This is a genomic window from Mycobacterium asiaticum DSM 44297, from assembly GCF_000613245.1.
Classification (GTDB): domain Bacteria; phylum Actinomycetota; class Actinomycetes; order Mycobacteriales; family Mycobacteriaceae; genus Mycobacterium; species Mycobacterium asiaticum.
In genome coordinates, this window is record NZ_HG964936.1 from 2,039,339 (window position 1) to 2,063,999 (window position 24,661).

At 61.1% G+C, this 24,661-nt stretch carries 19 protein-coding genes and 1 pseudogene; 8 read left to right on the forward strand and 12 right to left on the reverse strand.

Annotated features, from left to right (window positions below):
* Positions 1–22 precede the first annotated feature (22 nt).
* From rfbG to BN972_RS09875, 3 genes are all read right to left on the reverse strand, one after another.
* Positions 23–1,039: a CDP-glucose 4,6-dehydratase gene (gene rfbG, locus BN972_RS09865; protein ID WP_036355757.1), complete on the reverse strand. Its 1,017-nt coding sequence runs from the start codon at positions 1,037–1,039 to the stop codon at positions 23–25.
* 173 nt (positions 1,040–1,212) lie between these two features.
* On the reverse strand, positions 1,213–1,707 hold the full coding sequence (locus BN972_RS09870; protein ID WP_051545189.1) for a GtrA family protein: 495 nt from the start codon (positions 1,705–1,707) through the stop codon (positions 1,213–1,215).
* A 251-nt stretch (positions 1,708–1,958) separates the two neighbouring features.
* Positions 1,959–3,197, reverse strand: a complete 1,239-nt coding sequence (locus BN972_RS09875; protein ID WP_158086293.1) for a glycosyltransferase 87 family protein — start codon at positions 3,195–3,197, stop codon at positions 1,959–1,961.
* Positions 3,198–3,595: 398 nt separating this feature from the next.
* Between BN972_RS09875 and BN972_RS29165 the strand changes: the two genes are divergently transcribed.
* Entirely contained in the window at positions 3,596–4,789 is a 1,194-nt protein-coding gene (locus BN972_RS29165; RefSeq protein WP_142277027.1) for a hypothetical protein, read from the forward strand.
* Here the strand turns inward: BN972_RS29165 and BN972_RS09880 are convergent.
* Positions 4,778–5,710 (reverse strand): glycosyltransferase family 2 protein, encoded by a 933-nt coding sequence (locus BN972_RS09880; protein WP_051545193.1) that lies wholly within the window; start codon positions 5,708–5,710, stop codon positions 4,778–4,780. The genes BN972_RS29165 and BN972_RS09880 overlap by 12 nt on opposite strands.
* A gap of 118 nt (positions 5,711–5,828) precedes the next feature.
* The gene (locus tag BN972_RS09885; RefSeq protein WP_235192397.1) at positions 5,829–6,617 is read right to left on the reverse strand and encodes a class I SAM-dependent methyltransferase; all 789 of its coding nucleotides are present in this window, start codon (positions 6,615–6,617) and stop codon (positions 5,829–5,831) included.
* A gap of 257 nt (positions 6,618–6,874) precedes the next feature.
* Here BN972_RS09885 and BN972_RS09890 point away from each other — a divergent pair, with 257 nt between their 5' ends.
* From BN972_RS09890 to BN972_RS09900, 3 genes and pseudogenes are all read left to right on the forward strand, one after another.
* Positions 6,875–7,861 (forward strand): rhamnan synthesis F family protein, encoded by a 987-nt coding sequence (locus BN972_RS09890; RefSeq protein ID WP_235192398.1) that lies wholly within the window; start codon positions 6,875–6,877, stop codon positions 7,859–7,861.
* Between the two features lie 82 nt (positions 7,862–7,943).
* A pseudogene (locus BN972_RS09895) lies at positions 7,944–8,639 on the forward strand (glycosyltransferase family 2 protein); the annotation flags it as partial.
* A gap of 209 nt (positions 8,640–8,848) precedes the next feature.
* Positions 8,849–9,607, forward strand: a complete 759-nt coding sequence (locus tag BN972_RS09900; protein ID WP_051545194.1) for a phthiotriol/phenolphthiotriol dimycocerosates methyltransferase — start codon at positions 8,849–8,851, stop codon at positions 9,605–9,607.
* A 108-nt stretch (positions 9,608–9,715) separates the two neighbouring features.
* Here the strand turns inward: BN972_RS09900 and BN972_RS09905 are convergent, their stop codons facing one another.
* The 3 genes from BN972_RS09905 to BN972_RS09915 are packed head-to-tail and all read right to left on the reverse strand — an operon-like array spanning position 9,716 to position 12,191.
* Positions 9,716–10,507 carry an ABC transporter permease gene (locus BN972_RS09905; protein ID WP_080696755.1) on the reverse strand — a complete coding sequence of 264 codons (792 nt, stop codon included), beginning with the start codon at positions 10,505–10,507 and terminating at the stop codon, positions 9,716–9,718.
* On the reverse strand, positions 10,504–11,247 hold the full coding sequence (locus BN972_RS09910; protein ID WP_036355764.1) for an ABC transporter permease: 744 nt from the start codon (positions 11,245–11,247) through the stop codon (positions 10,504–10,506). Before BN972_RS09910 ends, BN972_RS09905 begins: the two co-directional genes overlap by 4 nt.
* Positions 11,244–12,191 carry a daunorubicin resistance protein DrrA family ABC transporter ATP-binding protein gene (locus tag BN972_RS09915; protein WP_036355766.1) on the reverse strand — a complete coding sequence of 316 codons (948 nt, stop codon included), beginning with the start codon at positions 12,189–12,191 and terminating at the stop codon, positions 11,244–11,246. The genes BN972_RS09910 and BN972_RS09915 overlap by 4 nt, the downstream gene beginning before the upstream one ends.
* Before the next feature lie 284 nt (positions 12,192–12,475).
* Here BN972_RS09915 and BN972_RS09920 point away from each other — a divergent pair, with 284 nt between their 5' ends.
* From BN972_RS09920 to BN972_RS09930, 3 genes are all read left to right on the forward strand, one after another.
* Positions 12,476–13,021, forward strand: coding sequence for a class I SAM-dependent methyltransferase (locus tag BN972_RS09920; RefSeq protein ID WP_158086292.1), 546 nt, complete (start codon positions 12,476–12,478; stop codon positions 13,019–13,021).
* A gap of 6 nt (positions 13,022–13,027) precedes the next feature.
* On the forward strand, positions 13,028–14,263 hold the full coding sequence (locus BN972_RS09925; protein ID WP_036355767.1) for a glycosyltransferase: 1,236 nt from the start codon (positions 13,028–13,030) through the stop codon (positions 14,261–14,263).
* Between the two features lie 74 nt (positions 14,264–14,337).
* Entirely contained in the window at positions 14,338–15,105 is a 768-nt protein-coding gene (locus tag BN972_RS09930) for a glycosyltransferase family protein (RefSeq protein WP_036355768.1), read from the forward strand.
* Here the strand turns inward: BN972_RS09930 and BN972_RS30260 are convergent, their stop codons facing one another.
* The gene (locus BN972_RS30260; RefSeq protein WP_235192400.1) at positions 15,106–15,777 is read right to left on the reverse strand and encodes a hypothetical protein; all 672 of its coding nucleotides are present in this window, start codon (positions 15,775–15,777) and stop codon (positions 15,106–15,108) included. It abuts the gene before it with no gap.
* A gap of 745 nt (positions 15,778–16,522) precedes the next feature.
* Here BN972_RS30260 and BN972_RS09940 point away from each other — a divergent pair.
* Complete coding sequence (locus tag BN972_RS09940; RefSeq protein ID WP_080696756.1) at positions 16,523–18,280, forward strand: AMP-binding protein; 1,758 nt, start codon at positions 16,523–16,525, stop codon at positions 18,278–18,280.
* A gap of 49 nt (positions 18,281–18,329) precedes the next feature.
* On the opposite strand, the gene BN972_RS09945 is transcribed toward BN972_RS09940, so the two are convergent.
* The 3 genes from BN972_RS09945 to BN972_RS09955 all read right to left on the reverse strand — a co-directional run bounded on the left by BN972_RS09945 (position 18,330) and on the right by BN972_RS09955 (position 24,647).
* Positions 18,330–21,812, reverse strand: coding sequence for an MMPL/RND family transporter (locus BN972_RS09945; protein ID WP_036355772.1), 3,483 nt, complete (start codon positions 21,810–21,812; stop codon positions 18,330–18,332).
* A gap of 95 nt (positions 21,813–21,907) precedes the next feature.
* Positions 21,908–23,170, reverse strand: coding sequence for a glycosyltransferase (locus tag BN972_RS09950; protein WP_036355775.1), 1,263 nt, complete (start codon positions 23,168–23,170; stop codon positions 21,908–21,910).
* Positions 23,171–23,234: 64 nt separating this feature from the next.
* Positions 23,235–24,647, reverse strand: coding sequence for a condensation domain-containing protein (locus BN972_RS09955; protein WP_036355777.1), 1,413 nt, complete (start codon positions 24,645–24,647; stop codon positions 23,235–23,237).
* Positions 24,648–24,661 lie beyond the last annotated feature (14 nt).

A 24,661-nucleotide genomic window follows, 5' to 3' on the forward strand; every position in this document is an offset into this window, starting at 1 on the left:
CTCGTCCTCTTCTGTCGCTTGTTCAACGCAGGCCTTCGAAAGCCCCGATCTGCTCGCGGGTCACCTCGAGCGGGTCGGCACCCTCGTGCACTCGCCGTTCCCATTCGATGGTCCACCTGACGGCATCGCGGAAGCCCAGCCGATTGCGCCAACCGAGTTCCCGCTGCGCCTTGCCGGCGTCAAGGGCCAGCAGATTGGCCTCGTGCGGGTGGTCACCGGGCTGGTTCTCCCAGTGGGCGCCACCACCCCAAAGCTCGGCGGCCAAAGAGGCGACTTGGCCGACCTCGACGAAGCTGTCCCGGCCAGGGCCGATGTTCCACTGGCCCAGCCCGGACCCGGCCAGCAGCGCGTCGGCAATCGTGAGGTAGCCGTTGAGGCAGTCAAGTACGTGCTGCCAGGGACGCACAGCACGCGGAAACCGCAGTAGTGGTGCTCGGCCCGACGAGTAGGCGCGCACCAGGTCGGGCATCAGGCGCTCGGGGCTGACGTCGCCGCCGCCGATCACATTTCCGCCGCGGGCGATCGCGGTGGGGCAGCCGGGATAGCTGCGGACCCAGGATTGGGTGAGCAGGTCGGCCATCGCCTTGGACGCGCTGTAGGGGTCATCGCCGCCGAGAGGGTCGGTTTCGACGTAACCGGCTTCCTGGTCGACGTTGCGGTAAACCTTGTCGGTGGTGATGACGACGTGCGCCCGCACCGACGGGGTGGCGCCTACGGCGTCCAGCACATTGAGGGTGCCCATGGCGTTGGTCTCGTAGGTGTAGCGCGGTTCGCGGTAGGACTCGCGGACCTGCGACTGGGCTGCCATGTGGATCACGACGTCGGGCGTGGTGTCCTGGATCGCTGCTTTTGTCGCGTCGGCGTCGCGGATGTCGACGCGATGATCGGTTGCCAGCAGCTCGGTGAGGTGGGCCCGTTCGTAAAGGCTGCCTCCAGCGGGGTTGAGGGCCAGGCCCGATACCTGGTGGCCGCGGCTGAGCAGGAGAAAGACGAGCCAGGGGCCTTTGAAGCCGGTGTGGCCGGTGATCAGGTAGTGCATGGTTGCCTATTGTCCTGCAGAGGGATTTGGTGCTTATACCTGTGATCACCGGCCCCATACAGCTTCGATAAGTAATTCGTGTCACCTATGTGCTTCCGGGCGGAGCCACGCGCATTCCAGCGAATCGATGTCGTTCTGCGGCAATCCCGAGAGTGATTAAGAAGTCCCAGCTTTCACGCCGGGACTTCATTAGCCACCACGCGGTTAGGTTCATGCCTGTCGGCTGCCTGCTTGAAGAGCCATCGGTCGAGGATCAAGAAGCGGCCCACCCAAACAATGCCAAAGCCAAGGACTTGCGCGAAGAGCACGGTCAACGCCCGAAGAAACGGTGTCTGACCCACCAGCTCGTGTTCGACGATGTATGTGAATGAAGTGGCCAGTCCGACACCCAACATCACAGCTAACCAGAAGATCAACACTTGCTTGTGCAGTTCTCGTCCCGATCTAACTCGCCACACCAGATGTTTGTTCGCGAAGAAGTTTGGGACGGTAGCTAGGGACGCAGCCAACAGGGACGCAGCCACATAGTCGTTGAGCCAAGGGCCTAGAACTTGAAGCAGCCCTTGACCAATTGGTAGGAAAGCGACCGACACGCATGCGTACCGGATTTTTCTTCGCGCCGCAACAGAGCCTGAACGTGCAACGAAGCCCGCCCGCGAGAGGTCCATGCGACACAAACCTACTTGGTCGGCGGCTAAGGCGGGCGAGAATCACTCAACTGGTCGAGACCACTATCCGAAGGTTCAACGACTGCCGTATCTACCTATTCAGCTAGCTGTATTGACCGGACGGGCCGCCTCCTCGGCGACATCTCTGTCCAGAGTTCGTTTGACTGCACTAGCAATTCCGTTGGGAAGGAAGCTGCCGTCGCAGACAACTTGACAACGCAACGACAGCGGAACAGCACAGACGTGAACGCTCATGTCGTGGATGCAGAGGGAGGCCGCAGCGTGCCAACGGCTCCGACAACCCTTTCCGGGTGAACGCCTTCTGTCGAAGTGCGCCCCAGGTCATCTTGCCGCGAGCGGGCCAACGGTGAGCGCAGGAACACTACTGCGAGGACCACGAGGAGGAGTGCCCGCCCCCAGATCCCACAGGCTAGGACTTGTTCGGCCCACTTCAGATTAGGGTCGCCGATGAAATGGTAGTAGAGGGTTCGATACCAGCCGATAAAGACGGCGAGGTCGGCTAGTAAATATGTGACTATCCAACGGATTCGGATTCTTACGGTGACGAAGAATGGCAGCAGCCAAAGCACATACTGTGGGGAATGCACCTTATTGAATAACATGTAGGCGCAGAGCATCGCAGCGGCCGTCTGTACCCACGGAATGGCGCCTTGACGACGGCCGATGGCAATGCCTGCTACCACTGCGAGTGAAATGCCGACCAGAGTGCTCACCGTAGCAGCGGTGCCTAGCACGGACTGCGTCTTTGGGTCGTCAGGCCGCATTAGCGGTAAAAAGCCTTGAGACCAAAGCGATAAGGTGGTGCCGTCAATCGGCCTCTGTGCTTGGAATTGGAAAACCGACAGCCAGCCGGCTGAATTAATGATCAAAAACGGTAGGTTAGCGGCCAGCAAGACTGCAAGAGTGCCCCCGATTGCTCCGCCAGCGTTCCGCCAGCGTTCCGCTCGACTGTCCGCGCTAGGATTTAGCAATATCGCCAGGGCTAGGGGCACGATGAACAAGAGTGGGTAGAGCTTGAAAGCGCCGCCCACGCCGAACGCGACTCCGGCCGCAATCGCCCGGATAATCCTAGGCCACCGCAACGGGCCCTGTACCGCCACCAGCAGTCCAAGCGATGTCGCCGCGACCGGCAGAATATCCCAGTTGTAAAGCGCATAGAGGGCTAGCGGGGGGGAGGCTGCCCAGATCCATGCACGCCTACCCGCGAGTCGATATAGGCATAGGGTGGTCACGAGAACGACGGCCGCAAAGGAGAGGGCCGTGAGGACGAGAAATTCCTGCGTATCGGATGCGAACAGCGCCGTGGCCCAGGCCCATAGGCCGGTCAGGGTCGGATACTCGATAGCTCCGCCGTGAAGGGTAGGTGGATTGGATGTGTACCAGCTATGTATGTACGGGAACACGTGGTTCGCCAGGTTATGACTCTCGAACAGCGATGCAGTGTCCGAAAAACAACCGGTGCGGGTCACGCGGATAGTCCATGGTAAAGGGGTGCCACTCGGCCCGTTTTGCGGTGTAGTGCACGAGAGTTTGTGAGCGAAGCTCACCGCTGAAAGGCCAAGTGCCACAAGGCACATGACGGTCCGCTCGGTACTGTTAGCCGGATCCCTCGCGATCTGTCGTGAGTCCTTCATCGGTACCTCAGTTGTCCGTATTGTCGTGGTCTGCCAACATTAACGTGACCAAAGCTGCTGCGCGCGTAGCTGCGGAAACTCTCGAGGTGCAACCTCAGAGACGACCGAAATTCAATGAACCCCGGTGCGTTCGGCGGTCTGTCAGCTCAGATACCCTGTACACCCGCGGAGTAGCGCCGATGACTGGCCGACTCTACATGGCATAGCCTTTTGCTGACGATTATGGAGGCGCTTTGACTTCAATCGAGGTGCAGCAGAAGAGTCGGCTGAGTTTCCCACTTTTGGTAGCACTTGCGGTGGGGTTGCTGTTTATGCGTGGTGCTCAGCGGCTATCAAATCCAGCGCTCTTCGCTGAGGACGGTGCAGTATTCCTAGCCGGGGCAAAAAATGACGGCTTATGGGCGTTCACTGAACAATACGCCGGCTATCTGCATTTGCTTCCGCGTATCATTGCGGCCGCGTTCTCGTCGTTTCCAATTGTTATGACCCCGGTACTCTACGCCGGGGCGGCGCTCGCGGTTCATGCGGCCTTGTTGACGCCTGCATTATCCGCACGATTGGAATGGCTCATCCCAGGAAAAATGCGGCGGGCCACGCTATTTGTGCTACTGTGTCTGTTGCCGCCCCTACCAGAGGCATTGGCTAACATTGCAAATTTGATCTTCCTCGGTGGAATAACTTTGCTTTTGTTGATGCTGTCGGATGATCCACGAAGCTCCGCGGGCAGAATCTTCGAACTCTTTGCCGTGGTAGCTTTAGGTTTGAGTGGTCCACTATCAGTGATATTTGCGCCATGGTTTGCTTGGCGGTGGCGCCGGACGAAAACTGTTCACAGCGTCGTCGTATTTGTTGCGGTAGCGAGTACCGCCGTAATACAAGGATCGATCTTCGTGTTGTCGGATCGTCAGACTTCGGGTGGAGATATTGTCTACTTGCCGCAGGTTTGGGTCGAGCGTATCGGGGTCGCATGGATTGCTGGCCATGTGGACCTCTTGCATTCGCCGATGAGACTTGGATTAACTGTACTGGCCACTGCGTGGTCGCTCGTAGTGGTTGCGGTCACTGTGATGGTGTTAAAACGTACCGCTGTCGCACTGTGGCTTCTACACTTCGCACTGTTGGCCGCGCCGGTTTTGGCCTATGGGTACATGCCTCCACCGAGTGCGGATCAGCGGCACTTCGTAGTACCGACCGCCATAATAGTTGTGATGCTTGTCGCCGTGCTCGGTGCGGACAAGCTAAAGATTGGCGCACTCGTGCTTCTCATCCTCGGTATAGGAGGAATGCTTTATGACTTTGCTGCGGCACCATACTCATACCGACCTAGCTTGACTAATTTTCAAGAATGCGTGGATCGAGGAGAGTCGACTTGCAAACAATCGATTTACGATGACAGCGGTCACTGGCAGGTTGAATTACACCATTGAGATATGGAGCAGACGGCGAAACTGCCGTGCCTGTGTGAACTCACGAACCGGCGCGCTCAATAGTTGCCTGAACCGCTGCCAACGATTGGGGCCAAAAAGGATCACCTCTGAAGCTAGCCTCACCCATGTCGGAAACCACCAACCGCCGGCAATAAAGCGAACGGCAATAGTGGACTCGCTGTCGATGATCATCCACGTAAGCACGCGCAGCTGGTCGAGCCACCAGCTTCGCGTCGCGAGAATCCCAGTTGTTGCTGTCGCCGATGTATGACTACGCACAGATAATTCCTGCGGGACAAAGCAGACGGCCGATCTAAGCATCAGGCGCAGCCAGAGGTCGAGATCGACGAGTTGGTATATGTCCGAGCGGAATCCTCCGACCTCCTCCGCGAGCCGTTTCCGAAACATTACGCAGGTCGGCTCGCCAATCCAATTGGCTAATCCTCGCCCCCGCAGCAGCATTGCCGCGACCAGCGATGGCCCGGGGTTGTGTTCCTCGAGCTTACGGAAGTGGTGGTGAAGCGTCCCATAACGCTGCTGCCACTCGGCATTACCTCCAACGACCCGCCGAGGGGCGAACGCAAGTCCAACGTCCGGGTCTTCAAAGTATTGAGCGAGAGTGCGCAAAGCCCCGGGAAGCAACCAATCGTCGCCGTGTACGAACTGAATACATGTTCCGCGTGCCAGCTCAAGGCATTTGTTGTGGTTTCCATTCAAGCCAAGCCGAGATTCGTTGCGAACAAGGCGGTCGCCGGCTCGAAGCAATGCGGCGGCTATGCCGACGCCGTCGTCAGACGAAGCGTCATCTACTACCAGGATTTCGAAGTCTACGCCGTCTTGATCAATGACACTGCGTAGGCAGCGCGCAATTGTAGCATCGTTGTTGTACATCGGTATGCACACCGAGATGGATGGGCTCATCGGCCAGTGTTCGGCATTATCGATCCTATTGGTCAATCTAAAGCCTTCATCACTGCCCGCGAGCGACCGTTGGTAGCTAGGATCTTGTCGACTGTCACGTTAAGCAGGTGCCATCAAGTCATCGGAAAACGCTGCGCGGAAGTTTGCGATAATCTTGTGCGCGATGGATCGCGGCTATAGAGTCGTAGAATTCGACTTTTTCGACGAGAGTCGTCGCGAGCGGTACGCGTATCTTCTTCTTTCGGTACGGATGATCTAGGCGGTAATCAATCTCTTTATTCACCTTCTGGTAGTGAGCGTGCATCGCATCGATGAGCCACTTGGTGAAATCCACAAATGACATCCGAGTGTCTCGATATTCCTTCCAGTAGTGAGCTGAAATATCTTCGACGATGTACACGCCCCCGGATGCCAAGCCGTGGGGAAATAGGAACCGAAAAGTGTTGACCACATGAGACGTCATATGGCTGCCGTCATCCAAAATGATGTCGAAGGGTCCAAACTCAGTGATTATGTCCTTGAGGAAGGTGGTGTCGTCCTGGCTCCCGACACGCACGTGAACCTCACGTGCCGGGTCATCGAACTGCCGTGTGGATGGATCAATATCCACACCAACGATTATGGACGAAGGGTCTAGATAGCGTCGCCACATCTGCAGTGATCCGCCGCGCGCAACGCCGATCTCTAGCATCCGTACCGGTCGTGCTCGGAACGGGGACACTACGGACTCGTAGACCGGCAGGTAGTGCAGCCACTTATGGATGTTTGCTGTGGTTGCAAAGATATCGGCCATCGGGCCGACTGGGGTTTGCTCATCAGACTCGTTCCAAGTGACAGTGGTACCGAGGTCGTTACCGAGCGCCTTGAGCATGCGGCGCCGGTTCCGGAATCCGTAACGGCGCGTCAAGAATGCCTCCTTGTCCGGTGTTAGAAAGCTATCGTCAATCCGCGACTACCTTACGCTATGCCAGGCAAGAGGGATCGAAAAGGCGTACGTTGAGCCAAGTTTCGCGACTGACCGAGACACAAGGACCGGTTTCGTGCTTGAGCATGGGTGCAATCGTTGCGGCGCGCGTAGCATGACGAGATCATGTCTCCGCACCTAGATGGGATCCGACCCGCAGCTGTCAGGCGGATCAAACGTGCGTGGGGTTCCTTGTGTCGGTGCACCACGAGGGTAATTTGAAGCTGTCGGCGTTGTTACGGGCTGAGCGCGGCTCTCACCTTGATGCGATGCGATACCGCTTGGACGGAAATTGCCTTCGGTTCATCAGCGAGATCCATAAGGAAGTTCCATCACAACCACTCCGGGCCTGCCCTACGTTGGCTCTGTTTGCGCATTTTGATCCCCAGGGCGTTGTCGACCCGTATGTGATTTATTACCTCGAGCGGCTACATGAAATTGGAGCGACGATCATATTCGTTTCAGGCGCTCCGGTTCTCAGTCCCGACTCGGTTGATCCCATCAGAGAACTCTGTGCCGGCATCTACACCCGCCATACTCTGTCCCTCGACTTCGGATCGTGGCACCTCGGGTGGTCGATCTTGCGGCAGCGCGGGTGGTCACTTGATCAGTTTGACCGCTTGCTATTGGTCAACGATAGCGTGTATGGACCGCTTTTCCCGCTTGACGAAATGTGGAGTTCTTTCTGCGGCGCAGACATGTATGGTGCAATCGAGAGCCACGAGCACATGCCACATCTGCAATCGTTCTTCTTGGCGTGGGATCTGAATCAACGCACCCGCCCATTCCTCGAACGCTTCTGGAACAATTTCAAGTATGTAGTCGATAAAAATGCCGTCATCTGGCGCTATGAGCTTGGGCTGTCCAAGGGTGCCCGTGACGCTGGCTTGAGTCTCAAACCATTCATTTCTGTGTCAGCAATCGATGCCATGTACAGCCGTTCGCCAGCGCACCAATGGGCGGGTAAGTTCTCGGATCCTTCGATCAACAATACTCTTTACTACTGGGACGGGCTCATAGAATACATGCGGTTTCCCTTTCTGAAGACGGTTCTGCCGCGTTACAACAAGCCTTGGCACGACTCCATGGAAAACTTGCGCAACTTTATTGAGCAACACACTAGTTACCCGTACGAACTGATCGAGTCGAACGTGAACCGCCTTGGTTGCGGATCGCAGTCCTGGTGAGAATCACGTTGAACGGAGTCAGAGGACCGGGGGATCGCTCGAACGCCCTTCCAGGCACCGACCGCCGCTGTACCGTTGATCCGTGTCGTTACTGATCGCAGTGCCGGTGTTCGGCCAGCACGACTACACGCATGCCCTCGTCGGGGATCTGAAACGCGAGGGGGCCGACTACCTCATCATCGACAACCGCGGTGATTACCCCGCAATCGGCGACGAAAGGGTCATAACCCCTGGTGAGAACCTCGGCTGGGCAAAGGGGAGCGACCTGGGTTTCCGTACGGCGTTCGCCGAGGGCTACACCCACGCCATGACGTTGAACAACGACACACGCCTTTCCAAGGGCTTCGTCGAAGGACTGCTCGACCCGAACCTGCCGGACGACGCGGGCATCGTCGGCCCGATGATCGACCAGGGATTCCCTTGTGCGATACCCGATGAGCAGCCCGAAGCCGCCAACTACACACCCCAACCGCACTACCGGGCCGTGCCAGCGGTGGAAGGTACTGCGCTGATGATGTCGCGCGAATGTTGGGACGCACTCGGCGGCATGGATCTAGGGAGCTTCGGTCGCTACGGCTGGGGTATCGACCTCGACCTGGCGCTACGGGCCCGAAAGGCCGGCTACGGCGTCTATGTCACCGAGATGGCATACATCAATCACTTCGGCGGCAAAACAGCCAAAGCGAACTTCGGTAGTTGGCGCTATGAGTGGAATGCCAACTATGCACTGGTCCGGGGGCTTGGGCGGGTGCACGGCCGCAAGTGGCGCGAGCAATTCGACGGGGCGCTGATGGGTGGTGATGGTCCCACCGGCTGGCGAGCCAAGGCCATGCTGACAGCGGCGATGGCCGGCGAAGCCGCAGCCCTCGTCGACAGCCGACGCGAGCGTCGCAGGAGCAAAACGGGGAAGTGGTGATCCGGCGCGCGGGGCTTTGAGATACTCACCCGGTGAGCCTTCGCGCGAAAGTCAGATCCAGCCCGTTCGTCATGAAAGCCGTAGCGAAATACGGCTATCCGATAGGAACCCGCCTGATGGGCGGCGACGAGATGTTGTTCATCAACTTCGCGTACGAAGAAGACCCCCCGCTGGGAATTCCGCTGTCGGAATCTGACGAACCTGACCGCTACTGCATCCAGCTCTACCATCAGACCGCTACCCAGATCGACCTCGGCGGGAAGCGCGTGCTGGAGGTGAGTTGCGGCCATGGCGGTGGTGCCTCCTACCTGACCCGCACCTTTAAACCGGCCTCCTACACCGGTCTGGACCTGAATTCAGCAGGGATTGCGTTCTGCCGTAAGCGGCATCAGATCCCGGGGCTTGACTTCGTCCAAGGCGATGCCGAGGACCTGCCCTTCGACAAGGAATCTTTTGATGCAGTTATCAACGTCGAGGCCTCCCATCACTACCCGCATCTTCCGCGCTTCTTCGATGAAGTTGCGCGCGTACTTCGTCCCGGTGGGCACCTCCTGTACACCGATTTCCGTGTTTCCCACCTGGTAGACGACTGGGAAGCGGTGCTGGCCGAGGTACCGCTGCGGCTCGTCTCGAAACGGGTCATCGACGAAGAAGTGAAGCGGGGAATGAAAGAACGTTCACCGCGGATAGAAGCCGTGATCAGCCGGCGTCTGCCCAAGTTCTTGCAGCGCTACGCGCGCGATCAGGCCGGCATTCCCGGGGGGAGCCTCTACGACTGGGCGCAGGCGGGAGTGTTTTCGTACCGCATCTACCACTTCGTCAAGGACTAAACCGCAAACCCTCGACCGATCTCAGGCTGCTGATCAGCCCGAGACTGGTCGAGGTTGAGCCTAGACTGCAGCGGCCGCGGCAAAGCGAGAAACGCCTATCGCGTCAGCTCAAGCGCTGCACTCGGCGGCGGACCGGTAGCCACGCACGGCCAGCGGAATGAACACTGCGATCAGCGCGACCGCCCACCCGAGAGTCATCACCAGCGGCAATAGCAGTGGGCCTTCGTGCGCGAGCGCCCGCATCACCTCAATCGGGGGTGACATCGGTTGCATCCGGACCACTGGCTGTAGCCAGTGGGGAAACTGCGAGACGGGCGTAGTACCGGAACTGATGAAGACCAGGGCGGTGATGATGGCCGCCAGATAGGTCACGATGGCGCGGCCGTTGCTGCGAACGGCCAGCGTCATCACGAGTGCCGTGAATCCGACCACCACCAGCGGCGGAATCAGTATGTACGCGAGGGCGGTGTGCCAGCCATGCGCGAATCGCAGACCCATCGCCGTTCCGACCGCGGTGATAAGGATGGTCCCCAAGAGAGCACGCGCGGCCTCGGCGGTCAGCCGGCCGGCGATAGCGCTTGCGCGGTGCACCGGCAGCACCCACATGCGACTGAGCAGGCCGGAGGAGCGTTCCATTGGAATGCCGACGGCACCGCCCAGGGCGCCGAACATCCCCGCCAGCACCGCGCACATCGGAACAAGTCCATAGATGCTGTCCACGCCGGTGACCTTGTATATCTGCTCGCCAAGTACCGCCTTATACACCACCAGCAGGCAGATGGGTAGGAGCACGGTGCTGAGCACCGCCGCAGGTTCCCGCCGCCACCGGATCATGATCCGTCCGGCGTGCAGCCAACTTTGGTTTACCAGCGCAAAAAGTGCGTTGCTTGCCGGGTTCATGCGCCGCGCCTCTGCATCCGCAGTGTGATCCCTCCAAAGACCAAGAGCATTCCCAAACACCACGCCATGGCTGCTGTTGCATGGTTCGCCGGCACGTGCCCACTGGCCAAACCCCGCAATGTTTCGGCGGTATGCGATACCGGCTGGTTGCGCACGAACGGCCGGATCCACTCGGGGAAGGTCTTCTCCGGCGCAACGCCCGTGGACAGCAGGATCAGTACCAGCTGCGGGATGAGCAGCATTTGGCTCGTCGTCTCGATGTTGCCGCCTCTGGACCCCAGGGCGTCGGCGCCGAGGGACACCGCCAAGCAGAGCAGAAGTGCCAGGAAGACGAAGGCTAAGCCGGCGGGAAGTCCGCCTGTCACCCGGAAACCGAACGCGTAACCCGCGATCATGGTCGCCGTTAAGGCGATCAATGCCCGCACCAGCGTGGCCGTGATCCGCGCGCTCACCGGGGATATCGCCGCAATCGGCATGGTCCGCAGTCGCGTACCCAAACCGAACACGCGATCGCGGCCGGCACGGTCAGCGGTGAGCGCCGCAGCCATGATCATCGACTGGACGACGACAGCGGGCAGCACGTACTGCGGGTATGTCATGTGGCCGGTGTCGATCATGCCGTGCGTGGCCATGGTGAGACCCACCAGAGAGACGATCGGCACGAACACCTCGAAGATGATCCCTGCGTCGCGGAGCGTATTGCGCAGCGATCTTTCAGTGAGGGCGGCCAGGGCGGTCATGTCTGGGGGACGGGTTGGCTGGTGAGGTGCAGGAACGCTTCATCCAGAGATGGTTTACGCAGGGAGATGTCGGCGATCTCGATGCCGATCGCATCGAGCCGGCGGAAAACTTCCGTCAACGTGGCCACGCCGTCCCTAGCGAGTACGGATACCGAGTTGGTGTCAGAGTCGAGATCAATGCCCTCCAGTCCGGCCAGCGCCGACCCGACCTGCGACAGGTCCGCTGGGTTGGCAGGTGTCACCTCGCAGTAGCAGGCGCCCGCCTTGCGCTTGAGTTCGGCCGCGGTGCCACTGGCGATCACCTGACCGTGATCGAAGACAATGATCGAATCGCTCAGGACATCCGCCTCTTCGAGGTACTGAGTCGTGAGCAGCACGGTGACGTCCTGCGCGGCAAGCGAACTGACGATGCTCCACACGTCACGGCGGCTACGCGGGTCCAGTCCGGTGGTGGGTTCGTCGAGGAACAACACCTTGGGTGTGACCACCAATGCGCTGGCGAGGTCGACCCGCCGCCACATGCCTCCCGAGAAGGTCGATACTCGCCGGTCGGCCGCCGCGACCAGGTCGAACTGCCCAATCAACTCGTCGGCGCGCGCCTTTGCTTGCTTACGGCCAAGCCCGCGCATGCGTCCGAACAGGACCAGGTTCTCCCGTGCCGTGAGCATCGGGTCCACCGCCGTGAATTGTCCGGTTATCCCGATTTGAGAGCGCACTTTGGCTGATTGACTGACGACGTCGTACCCAGCGACCACCGCGCGGCCCGAAGTGGGCCGAATCAATGTGCACAGGATGTTCAGCGTGGTCGTCTTGCCAGCGCCGTTATGGCCCAGGATCGCGCACACCGAGCCTGCCGGAACCGAGAAATCCACCCCACGAAGAGCCGGCGCGGGCCCTCCAAACGTTTTCGTGAGGCCCTCGACCTCAACAGCATGCTGCCCCACGGGAGGAAGTATTTCATGTTCGGTACGCGCGTGCTGGATTATCGCCGCATTCGCAAAAACGCCGTGTGTGAGTCGGATCTCCGGCAGTCACCGGTTGTCCAGAACGCCCTGCCGCCAGCGGCTGGACTGATAGTCTACGACCTTCACAGCTGATCGAACGGACCGAGATGACCGCCCTGCAACGCTTTTTCACCGATGATCGCCGGCGAACCGATCGTCGCGCGAACTGGCGGCGCGCTGGGCGGCGAGCGCAGGCGACTCTCATACCGTGGTCCCCGAGGGTCTTGGGGAAGCGGCTGGAAAGCCAGGCCCTGATGCTCGGAGACCACATCGGTCGGGGCGACACGGTCCTGGACGTCGGGTGCGAAACGGGGCATCTGTGCAAGTACCTGACGGAGATGCACGGTGCGGTCACGACCGGAATAGACGTCCATGACGCGGTGACCACCCCCATCGACTTCAGTGTGTTCGACGGCAGATCGATCCCTTTCCCGGACAATGCCTTTGACCATGTCGTTCTCAGTTTCGTGCTGCATCACTGCAACGACCCGATGGCGTTGATCAAGGAATGCCGTCGGGTCGCCCGGCGCAGCATCATTGCGTTCGAGGATCTGCCCGAGACCCGGGTGGAGAAGGCGCTGACCAAGTTCCACATCGGAGCCTTCCGGCTGGCATACCGGCTCGAAATAGCGGGCGATTATCGGACGGCCCTGCGGTGGATTGAGGAGCAGGCCGTCGAGGTGTCCGAGACGCCGCTGCCGCTGGACTGGTTCGATGTGTTGTACCGCGTTCCGCACGTCATGTTGATTTACAAGCTCCCGAATGACTAAAGGTCGATGAGATTCGTCCTGTCGAGTTGCGGGACGCGCGGCGACGTCGAGCCATGCGCAGCAGTCGGGATCGAACTGCGGCGCCGCGGGCACGACGTTGTCGTGGCCACCCCGCCCGACCAGGTCGGATTCGTTGAGAGCATGGGCCTGGCGGCGGTTCCGATGGGTCCCCCCACGGGCGAGATTCCCGATGTTTTCGTCACTCCGTGGAGCATCAGAGATCCGATCAAACCGGTACGGGACGCGCTGGACCACGTCAATCAGCGCTGGGCTGACGTGAGCCACACGCTGAGGTCGGTGACGGCCGGGGCCGATCTTCTGTTTAGCGGTGTTTCGTACCAGGAAGCGGCCGCCAACGTCGCCGAGCACTACAACATTCCCCTGGCTGCATGGCATCACGTCCCGATGCGACCGAATGGCCATTTGATGTCCATCGTCCCTGCGCCCGTGCTGCGCTCGGCGATGACGGTGAGCGACTGGGCGCAGTGGCGCCTGGTCAAGCGCGCCGAGGACGTGCAACGACGCGAACTGGGTATAGCCAGGGCCAAGGGGCCCGCGTCACGGCGAATGGCGGATCGCGGATCGCTGGAGTTGCAGGCCTACGACGCGCTGTGTTTCCCCGGCTTGAGCGCAGAATGGACCGCGCGACGACCTTTCGTCGGTGCGTTGACCGCGGAATTGCCCACCGATTTCGACGACGAGACCTTGAGTTGGATTGCGTCGGGTACTCCGCCGATCTATTTCGGCTTCGGCAGCATGCCGGTCAAGTCGCCGGCCGAGATGGTGCGCACGATCATCAGGGCGTGCGACGAGTTAGGTGAGCGAGCGTTAATCTGCTCCGGTGCAACCAATTTGAACGATGTGCCGGCTTCGCCCCGGGTCAAGGTGGTGCGGGCGGTCAGCCACGCCGCGATTTTCCCCGCCTGCCGGGCGGTGGTACACCATGGCGGCGCTGGTACCACCGCCGCCGGCTTGCGCGCCGGGGTGCCCACTCTGATCCTGTGGGTGGCCTCGGATCAGCCGATCTGGGCAGCGGTGGTGAAGCGGCTCAAAGTCGGCAGGGCCCGGCGGTTTTCGCGCGTCACGGCTAGGTCTCTGACCAAGGATCTGCGTCGGATACTCACGCCGCAATGCGTCGAGCGAGCCCGAGATGTCGCCGCCCAGATGACGAAAGCCACCATCAGCGTCGCTACGGCGGCCGACCTTCTCGAAGACGCTGCGCGTGGTAAGCGGTTCTTCTGAAATGAGGCGCCCACTCGTCGAAGCGGTTTTCCAACGCGGCCCGAAGCGGATTGGGCCGATGTACGGTGGCTAGCGTGTCGGTTCTGATCACTGTCCCGGTCTTCGGACAGCACGAATACACCCACGCCCTGGTGGGTGACCTGGAGCGCGAGGGCGCCGACTACGTGATCATCGACAATCGCGGTGACTACCCGAGAATCGCCCAGGAGCGGGTGGTCACCCCAGGCGAGAACTTGGGGTGGGCGGGCGGAAGCGAACACGGGTTCGCAATTGCGTTCTCCGAAGGCTATTCCCACGCTATGACGCTGAATAACGACACCCGAATCTCGAAGGGTTTCGTCGCTGGCCTACTCGACCCGCGGCTACCAGCCGACGCAGGGGTCGTGGGCCCGATGTTCGATCACGGTTACCCATACGCGACGGATAATCAAAAGCCCGATGCCGCCGACTACGTACCCCGCCCGCAGTACCGGGTGGTGCCGTCGGTGGAGGGCACTGCCTTTATGGTCTCGCGGGCCTGCTGGCAGGAAACCGGCGGCATGAATCTGGTCGACTTCAAGCAGTACGGGTGGGGGCCGGACCTCGATCTCTGTTTTCGCGCGCGCAACGCCGGATTCGGCGTCTACACGACAGAGATGGCCTACATCAACCACTTTGGCCGCCGGACGGCCAATGCGCACTTCGGCGCCTGGCGTTATGAGCTGGGTGCGAATATCGCCATGCTGCAAGGATTGCGGCGCCTACACGGCCTTCGTGTGGCGGCAAACATCATGCGGCAGATAGGGATCGCGCACGACCGCAGCGCGCACAAGGCGCTGCGGTTGGAGACTTCGGCAAGCTGATCAGCCGTGGATTTCTGCGGTTAAGCCAAATTCGTCGAGGGTGCGCAGCGCCGCTTCTTTCAATTCCTGCCGGTCGGTGATAACCCCCGGAAGGTAGGCATTGAGTGAGATCCACAATCTGCCGTGAATCCGCCCAGATACCAAGAACAGCTGACCACGCATCCGCTCCAGAACACGCTTGCTGATCCCAGGCTCCACTAGCCGCCCAGCCGCGTAATCGGCGTCGGTGCCATCCGGTCGATTGACCACCGGGTCCAGATCGCCCATATTCGAGCAGCCGATCGGGAGTTGTGCACTTCCCATCCCTACCCCTGCTGTCCTGCGCGCCAACCATTTCGGAGCCATCGACGTCAGCGGCAGCGTGGCCAGCAATTCATCAGACGTGCGGCTCAGGTCGGTGAACGCCAGCTTGGCTTTACCGCGCACCTCGGTCAGGTCTGCGGTCAACCCGGTTGGGTCGACGGAAGCGACAGGCAACACCATAGCGTTTCCCCGGGTGTCGTCCTTGGTCCGATCGCTGATCGGCAGGGACAGGTTGACCGTCCCGTCGGGGCACACCCGCCCGGTCCGCACACCGAGGCGGGCGGCGAATCCTGCTAGCAGGGTATGGCTATTGCCGCCAAGGCTATTGGCGCATGCGTCCCAATCCAGCAGGTCGATGTAGGCGGTCACGGAGGGCACGACGACGGGGTGGTCGGCCCCGCCGCCCCGCCGAGAAGTGCGGCTGGAGGTGAAAGACGCGCGAACGTCACTGCGACGATTGCGCACCACGCGTCCGGTCGCTGCGAGCGCCTGAGCCAACTGCGGAGCAGAGGCGATCGTCAGGCGACCATCCTCAACCACTGCCCGCCGCCGCGTCCTCGAACCCGGGAGCGGATACCCGAAATGGTGCCTGCGACCGTGGACCGCATCGGCGATCGCTTGCAGGAACCCCAACCCGTCCACAACGGTATGCGAAGCTGTCAGACACACCGCCGACCCGCCATCCGTCAGTGGCAGCACCCCGAGATGCCAACTGGGCCCGCGTTCTGGATCGATGGGCAGGCAGGCGCGCTCATACGCCCAAGCGGTGACCTCGGAGCGCGCACGGGAAGTGGCTGCGACGTCCACGTCGCGGGGTCCCCGGCAGCTGACCCAGCGGTCACGAGCGAACGGTAGGGGAGACCGTTCAACCCGTCGCCCCAGCAGTCCATAGCCCAAGTTCTCGTGAAATCGGCGCAGCTGGTCGAGGTTGACCGGGCGGTCGTATATCCAGCTGAACTGGACCAACGCGCCGTAGCCGAGCGCCCGAACACCGAGAAACGACACCTGGTCCATGTGCGCGAGCAGATTTTCCATTTCACATCAGCCTAGGTGACGTCTGCCGTGGGCCTACCTTCACGTTCCCGCCAGAAAACGCGGCCACATATGTAACCTGATGTCCGTGGTTGAGTCCTCCCTTCCCGCCGTGCTGCGCGAGCGCGCTAGCTTGCAGCCCAATGACCCGGCGTTCACATATGTTGATTACGAGCAAGATTGGGACGGCGTTCGCACCACCCTGACGTGGGCACAGCTGTACCGGCGAGTGTCGAACCTGGCCGAAGAACTGAAGGCACACGGTTCGACGGGTGACCGGGCGCTCATCTTGTCGCCGCAGGGGCTCGAATACCTGGTCGGGTTCCTTGGTGCCCTGCAGGCCGGCCTTATCGCTGTTCCATTGTCCGTGCCCTACGGCGGCGCCCACGACGAGCGAACGCTTTCCGTTCTTGCCGACACATCGCCCGCTGTGATCTTGACGACATCCGCCGTCGCGGAGAATGTCCGAGAGGTGGTGCAGGCAGACGGGACGTCCGACATCCCCACGACCGTCGAAATCGACCTGCTCGATCTGGATTCGCGAAGAAGACCATCGGGACCACGGCCGCGGGCCGGGCGGAGTGACCAGCCCGAATTCCTGTACCTGCAGTACACGTCCGGCTCGACCCGCACGCCGGCTGGCGTCATGGTCAACAACCGGAACGTTTTCGCCAACTACGAGCAGATCATTGGTGACTTCTTCAAGGCCCGCGGGGGCGTCGCACCCCCGGGCCTGACGATCGTGTCCTGGTTGCCCCTCTACCACGACATGGGCCTGCTGCTGGGCATCATCATGCCGATCTTGGGTGGCTTTACCACGGTGCTCTCCAGCCCGGTCGGCTTTCTGCAGCGCCCGGCCAGGTGGCTGCAACTCATCGCCGAGCATGAGTGCACGGTTTCGGCGGGCCCGAACTTCGCCTTCGACATAGCGGTGCGCAAGACGTCCAGCGAAGACCTGGCCGGACTCGATCTCGGGGGGCTCCACAGCATTCTCAACGGCAGCGAGCGGGTGCAGCCGGCCACCCTCAAGCGATTCACAGATCGATTCGCGCCCTTCAACTTCCCACCCGAGGCGCACCGGCCGGCCTACGGGATGGCAGAGGCAACGGTTTACATTGCCACCCGCGAACCCGGTGATCCGCCGGAGATCGGTTACTTCGACAGCGAGAAGTTGCCGGCGGGCACCGCGGTGCGGGTTCAGGGCGGTACCGGCACACCGCTGGTGAGCTACGGAGCGCCCGAGTCGATGGAAGTTCGCATCGTCGACGCCGACACGAATCGCGAATGCCCCGAGGGGACCGTCGGCGAGATTTGGGTTCGTGGCGGCAACGTCGCGTCCGGTTATTGGTCGAAACCCGAAGAGACGCAACGGGTGTTCCAGGCGAAGATCGTCGACCCGGGTCCAGGGACCGCCGAGGGGCCGTGGCTGCGAACGGGGGATTCCGGGTTCTTCTCCGAGCGAGAGCTTTTCATCATCGGGCGGATCAAGGATCTTCTGATTGTCTACGGCCGCAACCATTCCCCCGATGACATCGAAGCCACTATCCAAGAGATCACTTCCGGTCGATGCGCGGCCATCGCGGTATCCGACCGAGGCGTCGAGAAGCTGGTCGCGATCGTCGAGATGAAGAAGCGCGACAATGACGAGGACGCGTTGGACAAGCTGCGTGCCGTCCAACGTGAAGTGAAATCGGCAATCTCGAAGTCACACGGACTCACTGTGTCGGATCTGGTGCTGGTATCGCCGGGTTCGATCCCGATCACCACCAGCGGCAAGATCAGAAGGTCGCAATGCGTCGAGCTGTACCGCCAGGACGAGTTCACCCGCCTGGACGCATAGCGCCGATTCGCCCGGCCGGCTCGACACCGGCCGGGCATTCAACCTCAGCTCACTGCGGGTCGACTGCTTGGTCGGTGGCCGCGCCGTTGCCGTTGCTCTTTGCCGGCTTTGTCCCCACGACGACGGCACTGTGTGGAATGACGCTGTAACCGAACAGCGGCAGCGAGTGGCCCACGTAGGGATCTACCTTTTTGCGCTTCTTCTTGCCAGTGCCGTTGCGCTTGGCAATCGGGCCGGAATCTGTCCATTGGAGGTCGTCCGTCAGCTGTTTCCGCACTCCGCTCAGGTCGAACAACGGAAGCGAGTGGCTGGGCTCGTAGTGACCTGCTCGAGCTTTCGCGGGTGCCCTCTGGCCGGCGCGGGCCCCCGGCCGCGGCCGCGGTTTTTTAGGCGGTGGTGGCGGCGGCGGCAGCAATTTCATCTTGATCAACTGACGTGAAATCTTCGCCCATACCTGGTTTGCTTTTCCGTTCGATCGCGATTTGCCCGAACCGTCCAGCTTGGAGGGCCACCAGTTCTTCTGCCCGATCATCGCGGCCAAAGCCGGAACGGTGACGGTGCGCACCAGGAACGTGTCGATCACGATGCCAATCCCGATGATGAAGCCCGCTTCTTGCATGGTGCTGATACTGGCGGTGAGCAGGCCGAACATGGATGCCGCGAAGATCAGACCCGCCGAGGTGATCACACCGCCGGTGGACGCTACGGTGCGGATGACGCCGAACCGCACACCGTGTGGCGATTCATCACGTATTCGGGAGATGAGCAGCATGTTGTAGTCCGCGCCCACGGCGACAAGCAGAATGAATGAAAGCCCGGGCAGGCTCCAGTGCAGTTCTTTGCCGAGGAGGAATTGGAAGACGAGAACACCGATGCCTAATGCTGACAAATAGGAGAGCAGCACCGAGGCAATGAGGTACAGCGGCGCAACAACGGCGCGCAACAGAATCACCAAAATCAGAAACACAATGATGATGGTCGCGATGATGATGAAATTCATATCGCCGTTGTAGTAGTCGCGCGTATCGCGAAGCCCGGTAGGAACCCCGGCTACCGCAATCCTGGCGTCCGATATTTCGGTGTTCGGTATCGCTTCGCGGGCGGCCTTCTCGATCGCGGTGATCTGGTCCATCGCGTCCGTGCTGAACGGATTGAGCGCGCTCTGGATGAAGTATCGCGCGGCGTGGCCATCCGGCGAGAGGAAGATCTGCGCGCCCTTTTTGTACTCATCCCTCGTCATGATCTGTGGGGGAAGGTTGAAGCCTGCCATGTTCGGCTTCGTGGCATCATGCTTCATCTCAAGCAAAAACGTTGACGCCTCGTTCAGACCGCCACCGATCTTCCTGGTCTGATCCACAAGTTCCTTGACGCCGAAGGCAATTGCCCGGCTTCCGTCGGCAAGCGCGTTAGAGCCTTGCTGCGCTTGGGCCATCGTTGCTTGCAGATTCTTGATGGTCTTCAAAGCGCTGGAGGCCTGAGTGAGCGTCTGCTGGATCTTTGTCAGCGTCTCGCCGATGGTGCGGGCCTGCTGCGTCGCTTGAAGATTCCGTGCCAGTGCCTTGATGGAAACCAGGGTTCCATCGTTGTCGGCCGCAACCATTGCGGCCAAGCCGGCACGCGAATTCACACACCCAGGATCGATGTTGCAATCCGGAGAGTTGTACAGCGCCCTCAGCATCGGGCCGGCCCATGCCGATATGTTCTCCGCATTTGCGGTGGAGGCACTGAGGCTGTCGCCGAGGGCCTTCATCTGTCCGGTGTACCGTGCCCCCTGGTCCAGAGCAGCAATGGCGCGGTCACCGCCGATCATCTCCTCCATAGCGGTAAGTGCCGCGACCGTACCGCTCAGACTGGATACGGCACCCGTGACTTGGTCTCGAAGCTGGGCGAGGGCATCGGCCAATTGGTTTGCGCCACCGACCAATCTGTCCAGGTCACCGCCGTGATTCTCGATCTGGTTGGAGGCTTCGTCGAGCTTGCTGCCGACCTCACCGGCTTGCCACGACACCTTCATTTGTTCTAGCGGTTCCCCATTCGGCCGCGTCAGCCCCCGCACCATCGTGATACTAGGAACTTGACTGACCCGACTGGCAATTTGCTCGAGGTCGGCGAGAGCGCTGGGAGTCCGCAGGTCGTGCGATGAGTGGACGAACAACATCATGGGCGACATCGCATTCATCGGGTAGTGGCGATTCATCGCCTCGTACCCCATGGAGCTTTCCACGTCGGCCGGCATCGACTTGAGGTCGTCGTAGTTGAAGCGAACGGCGCCGAGACACGCGGCGAGCGCGATGAGGACGACGAGACTCGCGGCGAGGTGGATGCGCGGCCGGCGCACGATGCGAATTCCGGAGCGCCGCCACAGCTTTCCGGTCAGCTCGCCGCGTGGCTTGATCCAACCGCGCCGGCCGGCGAGCACCAGAACGGCGGGCAGGAAAGTGACCGCTGCCAGCAGCGCGACGACGATGGAGATCGAGATCGCCGGACCGACCGCGTTGAACACTTCCAGTTTCGTGAAGATCATCGCGAGGAACGTGACAGCAACGGTGGCCGCAGACGCGGCGATCACCTTGCCGATCGACATCAGCGCCTTCTTGACCGCTGTATCGGAGTCATCGCCGTTCCGCAGGTAGTCGTGGTAACGGCTGATCAGAAAGACGGCATAGTCCGTTCCGGCGCCCATCAAGACTGCGGTCATGAAGACCATGACCTGCAGGTTGGTGCCCAGACCGAGTTCCGCCGCGCCGGAGAGGACGCCCTGGGCGGTGGCTACCGAGATCCCGATCGTCGCTAGCGGCACGAACATCGTGACCAGATTGCGGTAGATGACGAGCAGAATCAGCAAGACGCTGACCACGGTGGCGATCTCGATGAAGTGGATATCCTCCTGGCCCATATCCGTGATGTCAGCCACGGTTGCCAGCGGTCCGCTGAGGTTAGCCGTCAAGGTCGTTCCCGCGACGGTCTGTTTGACGATTGCCGCGACACGCTTGTAGGTCGCAAGGGTGGCCGGATCGTTCTGATCGCCAGGCACATTGACCGGCAGGATCAGGGCTTTGCCGTCCTTGGCAACCAGCAGGTTCCGCGCCTCCTGGTCGTCCAGGGCATTCTGGACCGACATTTTGTCTTGCGTGTCTTCGTTCAGCTTGCTGACGAGTTTGCGGTACGTGGCTTCGTCGGCGGGCGTGAGACCCTTCTCATTGGTCAATACGACCATTAGAAATGAAGTTGGCGATGCCGCCGCCGCGGCCGCCGCGCCGCCCTGTTCGTCCTTTGAACCGTCCGCCGGCGCGCTGAATGCTTTGGTCATCTCCCGTGTCACGACCATTGTTGGGGCGTCGTCGGGGAAGGGCTGCGGCGGGTGCTTTCCGGCCTGGACCTGAAGCGGCGGAAATGCCAGAGCTAATGCGATCGCTACCGCGATCCAGCCCCCGATGACCAGCAGCGGCCACTGCACCACGAATTGGCCTATGCGGTCGTAAATTCCCCCAGGCTTGGCCGATTCACTGGAACCAGAAGAACGGCTTGACACTCTACAACCCTACAAGTTCGTTCCGGCGCCGGCCGGGTAATCAATTGTCGCCCTCAATCGTGACGCTAGCGTTACATTCGGCCCGGTCATGGAGGCTATCCCGCATCCCGCGCCGGCACAGCCTTCTGGCTCTCACGGACCTTGGCTTCGATGAGGTCGACGGCCTTCTGGACGCTGACAGCCGAAGGGGTCATCCGCTGGGCCATCTCCCGAGCGCGGTTCACGTACTTGGGCTCGAGGATCTTTTGCAGATCTTTGAGCAGAGTTTTCTTGGTGACTCCGGCGAAACGGCGCGCCTTGCCGATCTTGAGTTTGACCACTTGCGCCGCCCATAGCGGCTGTTCGGCGCTGATCCAGAGAACCAGTGTCGGCACGCCGGCCTTCATCCCCGCCGCCAGCGTGCCGGGACCGCCATGGTGAACAACGGCGCGGCACTTGGGAAAAACGGCGGCATGGTTGGCTTCGGCGACCAGTTTGACGTTGTCGGGTACCGGAATATCCCCGAGATCCGTTACCCCACCACAAATCAGGGCTCGGGCGCCGAGCTCTCTGCACACCTCGCTGATCAGGGCGACGGTGTTTTCGGGGGTTTCCACCCGCATACTGCCGAACCCGAAGTAAATCGGGGGCGTGCCCTCGGCAATCCACGCTGCGACTTCATCATCGGTGGATGTCGGCAATTCCAGCGTCAGCGCGCCGACAAACGGTCGCTTGTCGCCCCACTCTTCTTTCAGGCCCGGGAAGAAGACGTCTTCGTAGCCCTGGATTTCCAGCCAGTCGTATTGCCCAATTCGCTTGGCGGAGGAAACCCTTGTCGTCGGCATGCCCAACGCGCGGCGCTGCTCATTTTCGGGGCCCTTGGTCATCAGCCAATACAAGCCGTATACCGCCCGCATCGCGGTACGGGTGACCGGTGGCGGCAACAGCGGGATCAAATGGCCGTGCACCCGTTGCGGAAAGTAGTGCAGTGCGGCCATCGGAATCTTGAGGTACTCGGCAACATTGGCCGGAACCCCCTGATAGGTCTGGCCCGCGACGATGATGTCGGCACCCTCCGCCAGCGATACCAACGTCTCGCCCATCTCGGCCCATCCCCGGGTGAGGTATTCGGCGCCCGGGCGCAGGACGCCGAGAGGATTACGCACCCGCCAGAAACTGCGGAAGATCTCTTCCTCTAATTGCGCATGCGAATCCGGGCCGTAGGCAACGGCTTTGAGGCCGGCCGACTCAACGAACGAAATCAGATTGGGCGGGACCGCCATCTGCACTTCGTGCCCCCGACGCTGGAGCTCAGCGCCGACTGCGGCACAAGGCTCGACGTCGCCGCGGGTGCCATGGACGGCGAGGACAGCTTTCATTGCCGGTATTCAACTCCGTAATAAATATCGTCGCGCGTACGCGAACTTCGGTCCTACGGACCGGCTACTGCGCCACCCGAACCGGGGCGACCGCCAAAGTGCCGGCCACTACCCGCTGGAACACCGACTTCAACTGGTCGGTAAACCGCGTGACCGACTCCCGAGCGACCGGGTTATTCGGGTACGACACCATGATCGAGACCTCGTCGAACAAGCGGAACACCGTCGAGTACTTGTACGCCGGGCTGCGGCCGTCGGTGTATGCGCCCGCATTCACACCGTCCAAAGCGGTAGCCACGATGCCGGACAAGGGCGGCAGCCCCGCATCCATGTAGCTCATCATCGTGAACTGCGGTCCCGGCTTGCGTAGCCACGGGGCCAGCTCCAGCACGCGGTCGAACGGTACGTCCTTGCAGCTCATGTTCGCGTCGAATGATGCCTGGGCGGCGCGAGCGGTTTCTTCGAACGAGTTCGGGTCGATGGGAACGGTGAAAGGCACGATGCCGGTGAACCAGCCGACCGTCATGTATTCGGCCGGGGTCTTGCGCTTGTCGGTCGGGGTGAGCCCGTAGTAAGTGAGTTCGCCGGTCAGCTCATAGTGAGCCAGCGCGGCGCAAGCGAACAGGCCGCCACTGAACCGTGCATCCGCCTGCCGGCACATTGATTCGAACTTCGCCGTTTGATCGGCCGCCAGCAATTGCTCAACGCGGATGTCGCCGCCGCACGCGATCGACTGGTCACCCAGGGGGAGTGGGAAGTCGGGCAGCGTTCCGCCGTTGGCTTCGGCGAACTCGACCCAGGTGCGTACCTCCGGCGACTCCAGGGTCATGGCCGCGATCGTCTCGTTCTCGCGAATGCAGAAGTCGTCGTAGCTTGCCGCGGGCGGCATGCTCATCGGCGCCCTGCCCTCGACCAGCGCGTTGTAGTTCATCACGATTTCGACGTACAACCCGGCGATCAACATCGGGTCGCAGTGAAGGTGGTCCACGACCGCATACAGCGCGAAGCGGTCTTCGTACTGAATGATGCCGTACCGGAAGCAATCCCACTGCAGTGGGTCAGGAGTGGCCAGCACGTGGGCTTCCCACTCGGGCTGCGTCATCGGACCGTGCTTCTTGGCGACGAAGTTGATGTCGCGCGGGTTCTGCAGGGTGTGGCGGACGATGTTGTCCGGGTCGTTGAACTCGAACCAGCTGTGGTAGGTCCCGTGCCTACGGAGATGCGTGTTGATCACGTAGGTCATAGCGCGAATGTCGCACCGGCCCGGTACTTCCCACGAGCCCATGATCGCGCGGGAGTAGTCGAGGCCCTTGTCTCGGAACTCGACGAATCCGCGGAGGTGACCCGCCTGCATGCAGCTGGCCGGCACCGAACTCGCCGGCGCCTGCTGCGCCTTCGCGAGGCAAGCCGGAGTCGGTTCCCAGGTGATGACAATTCCGTCACCCGGATCCCAGTCGTAGGCGTTTCCGACCCTCATGCCGTCGTGCTCAG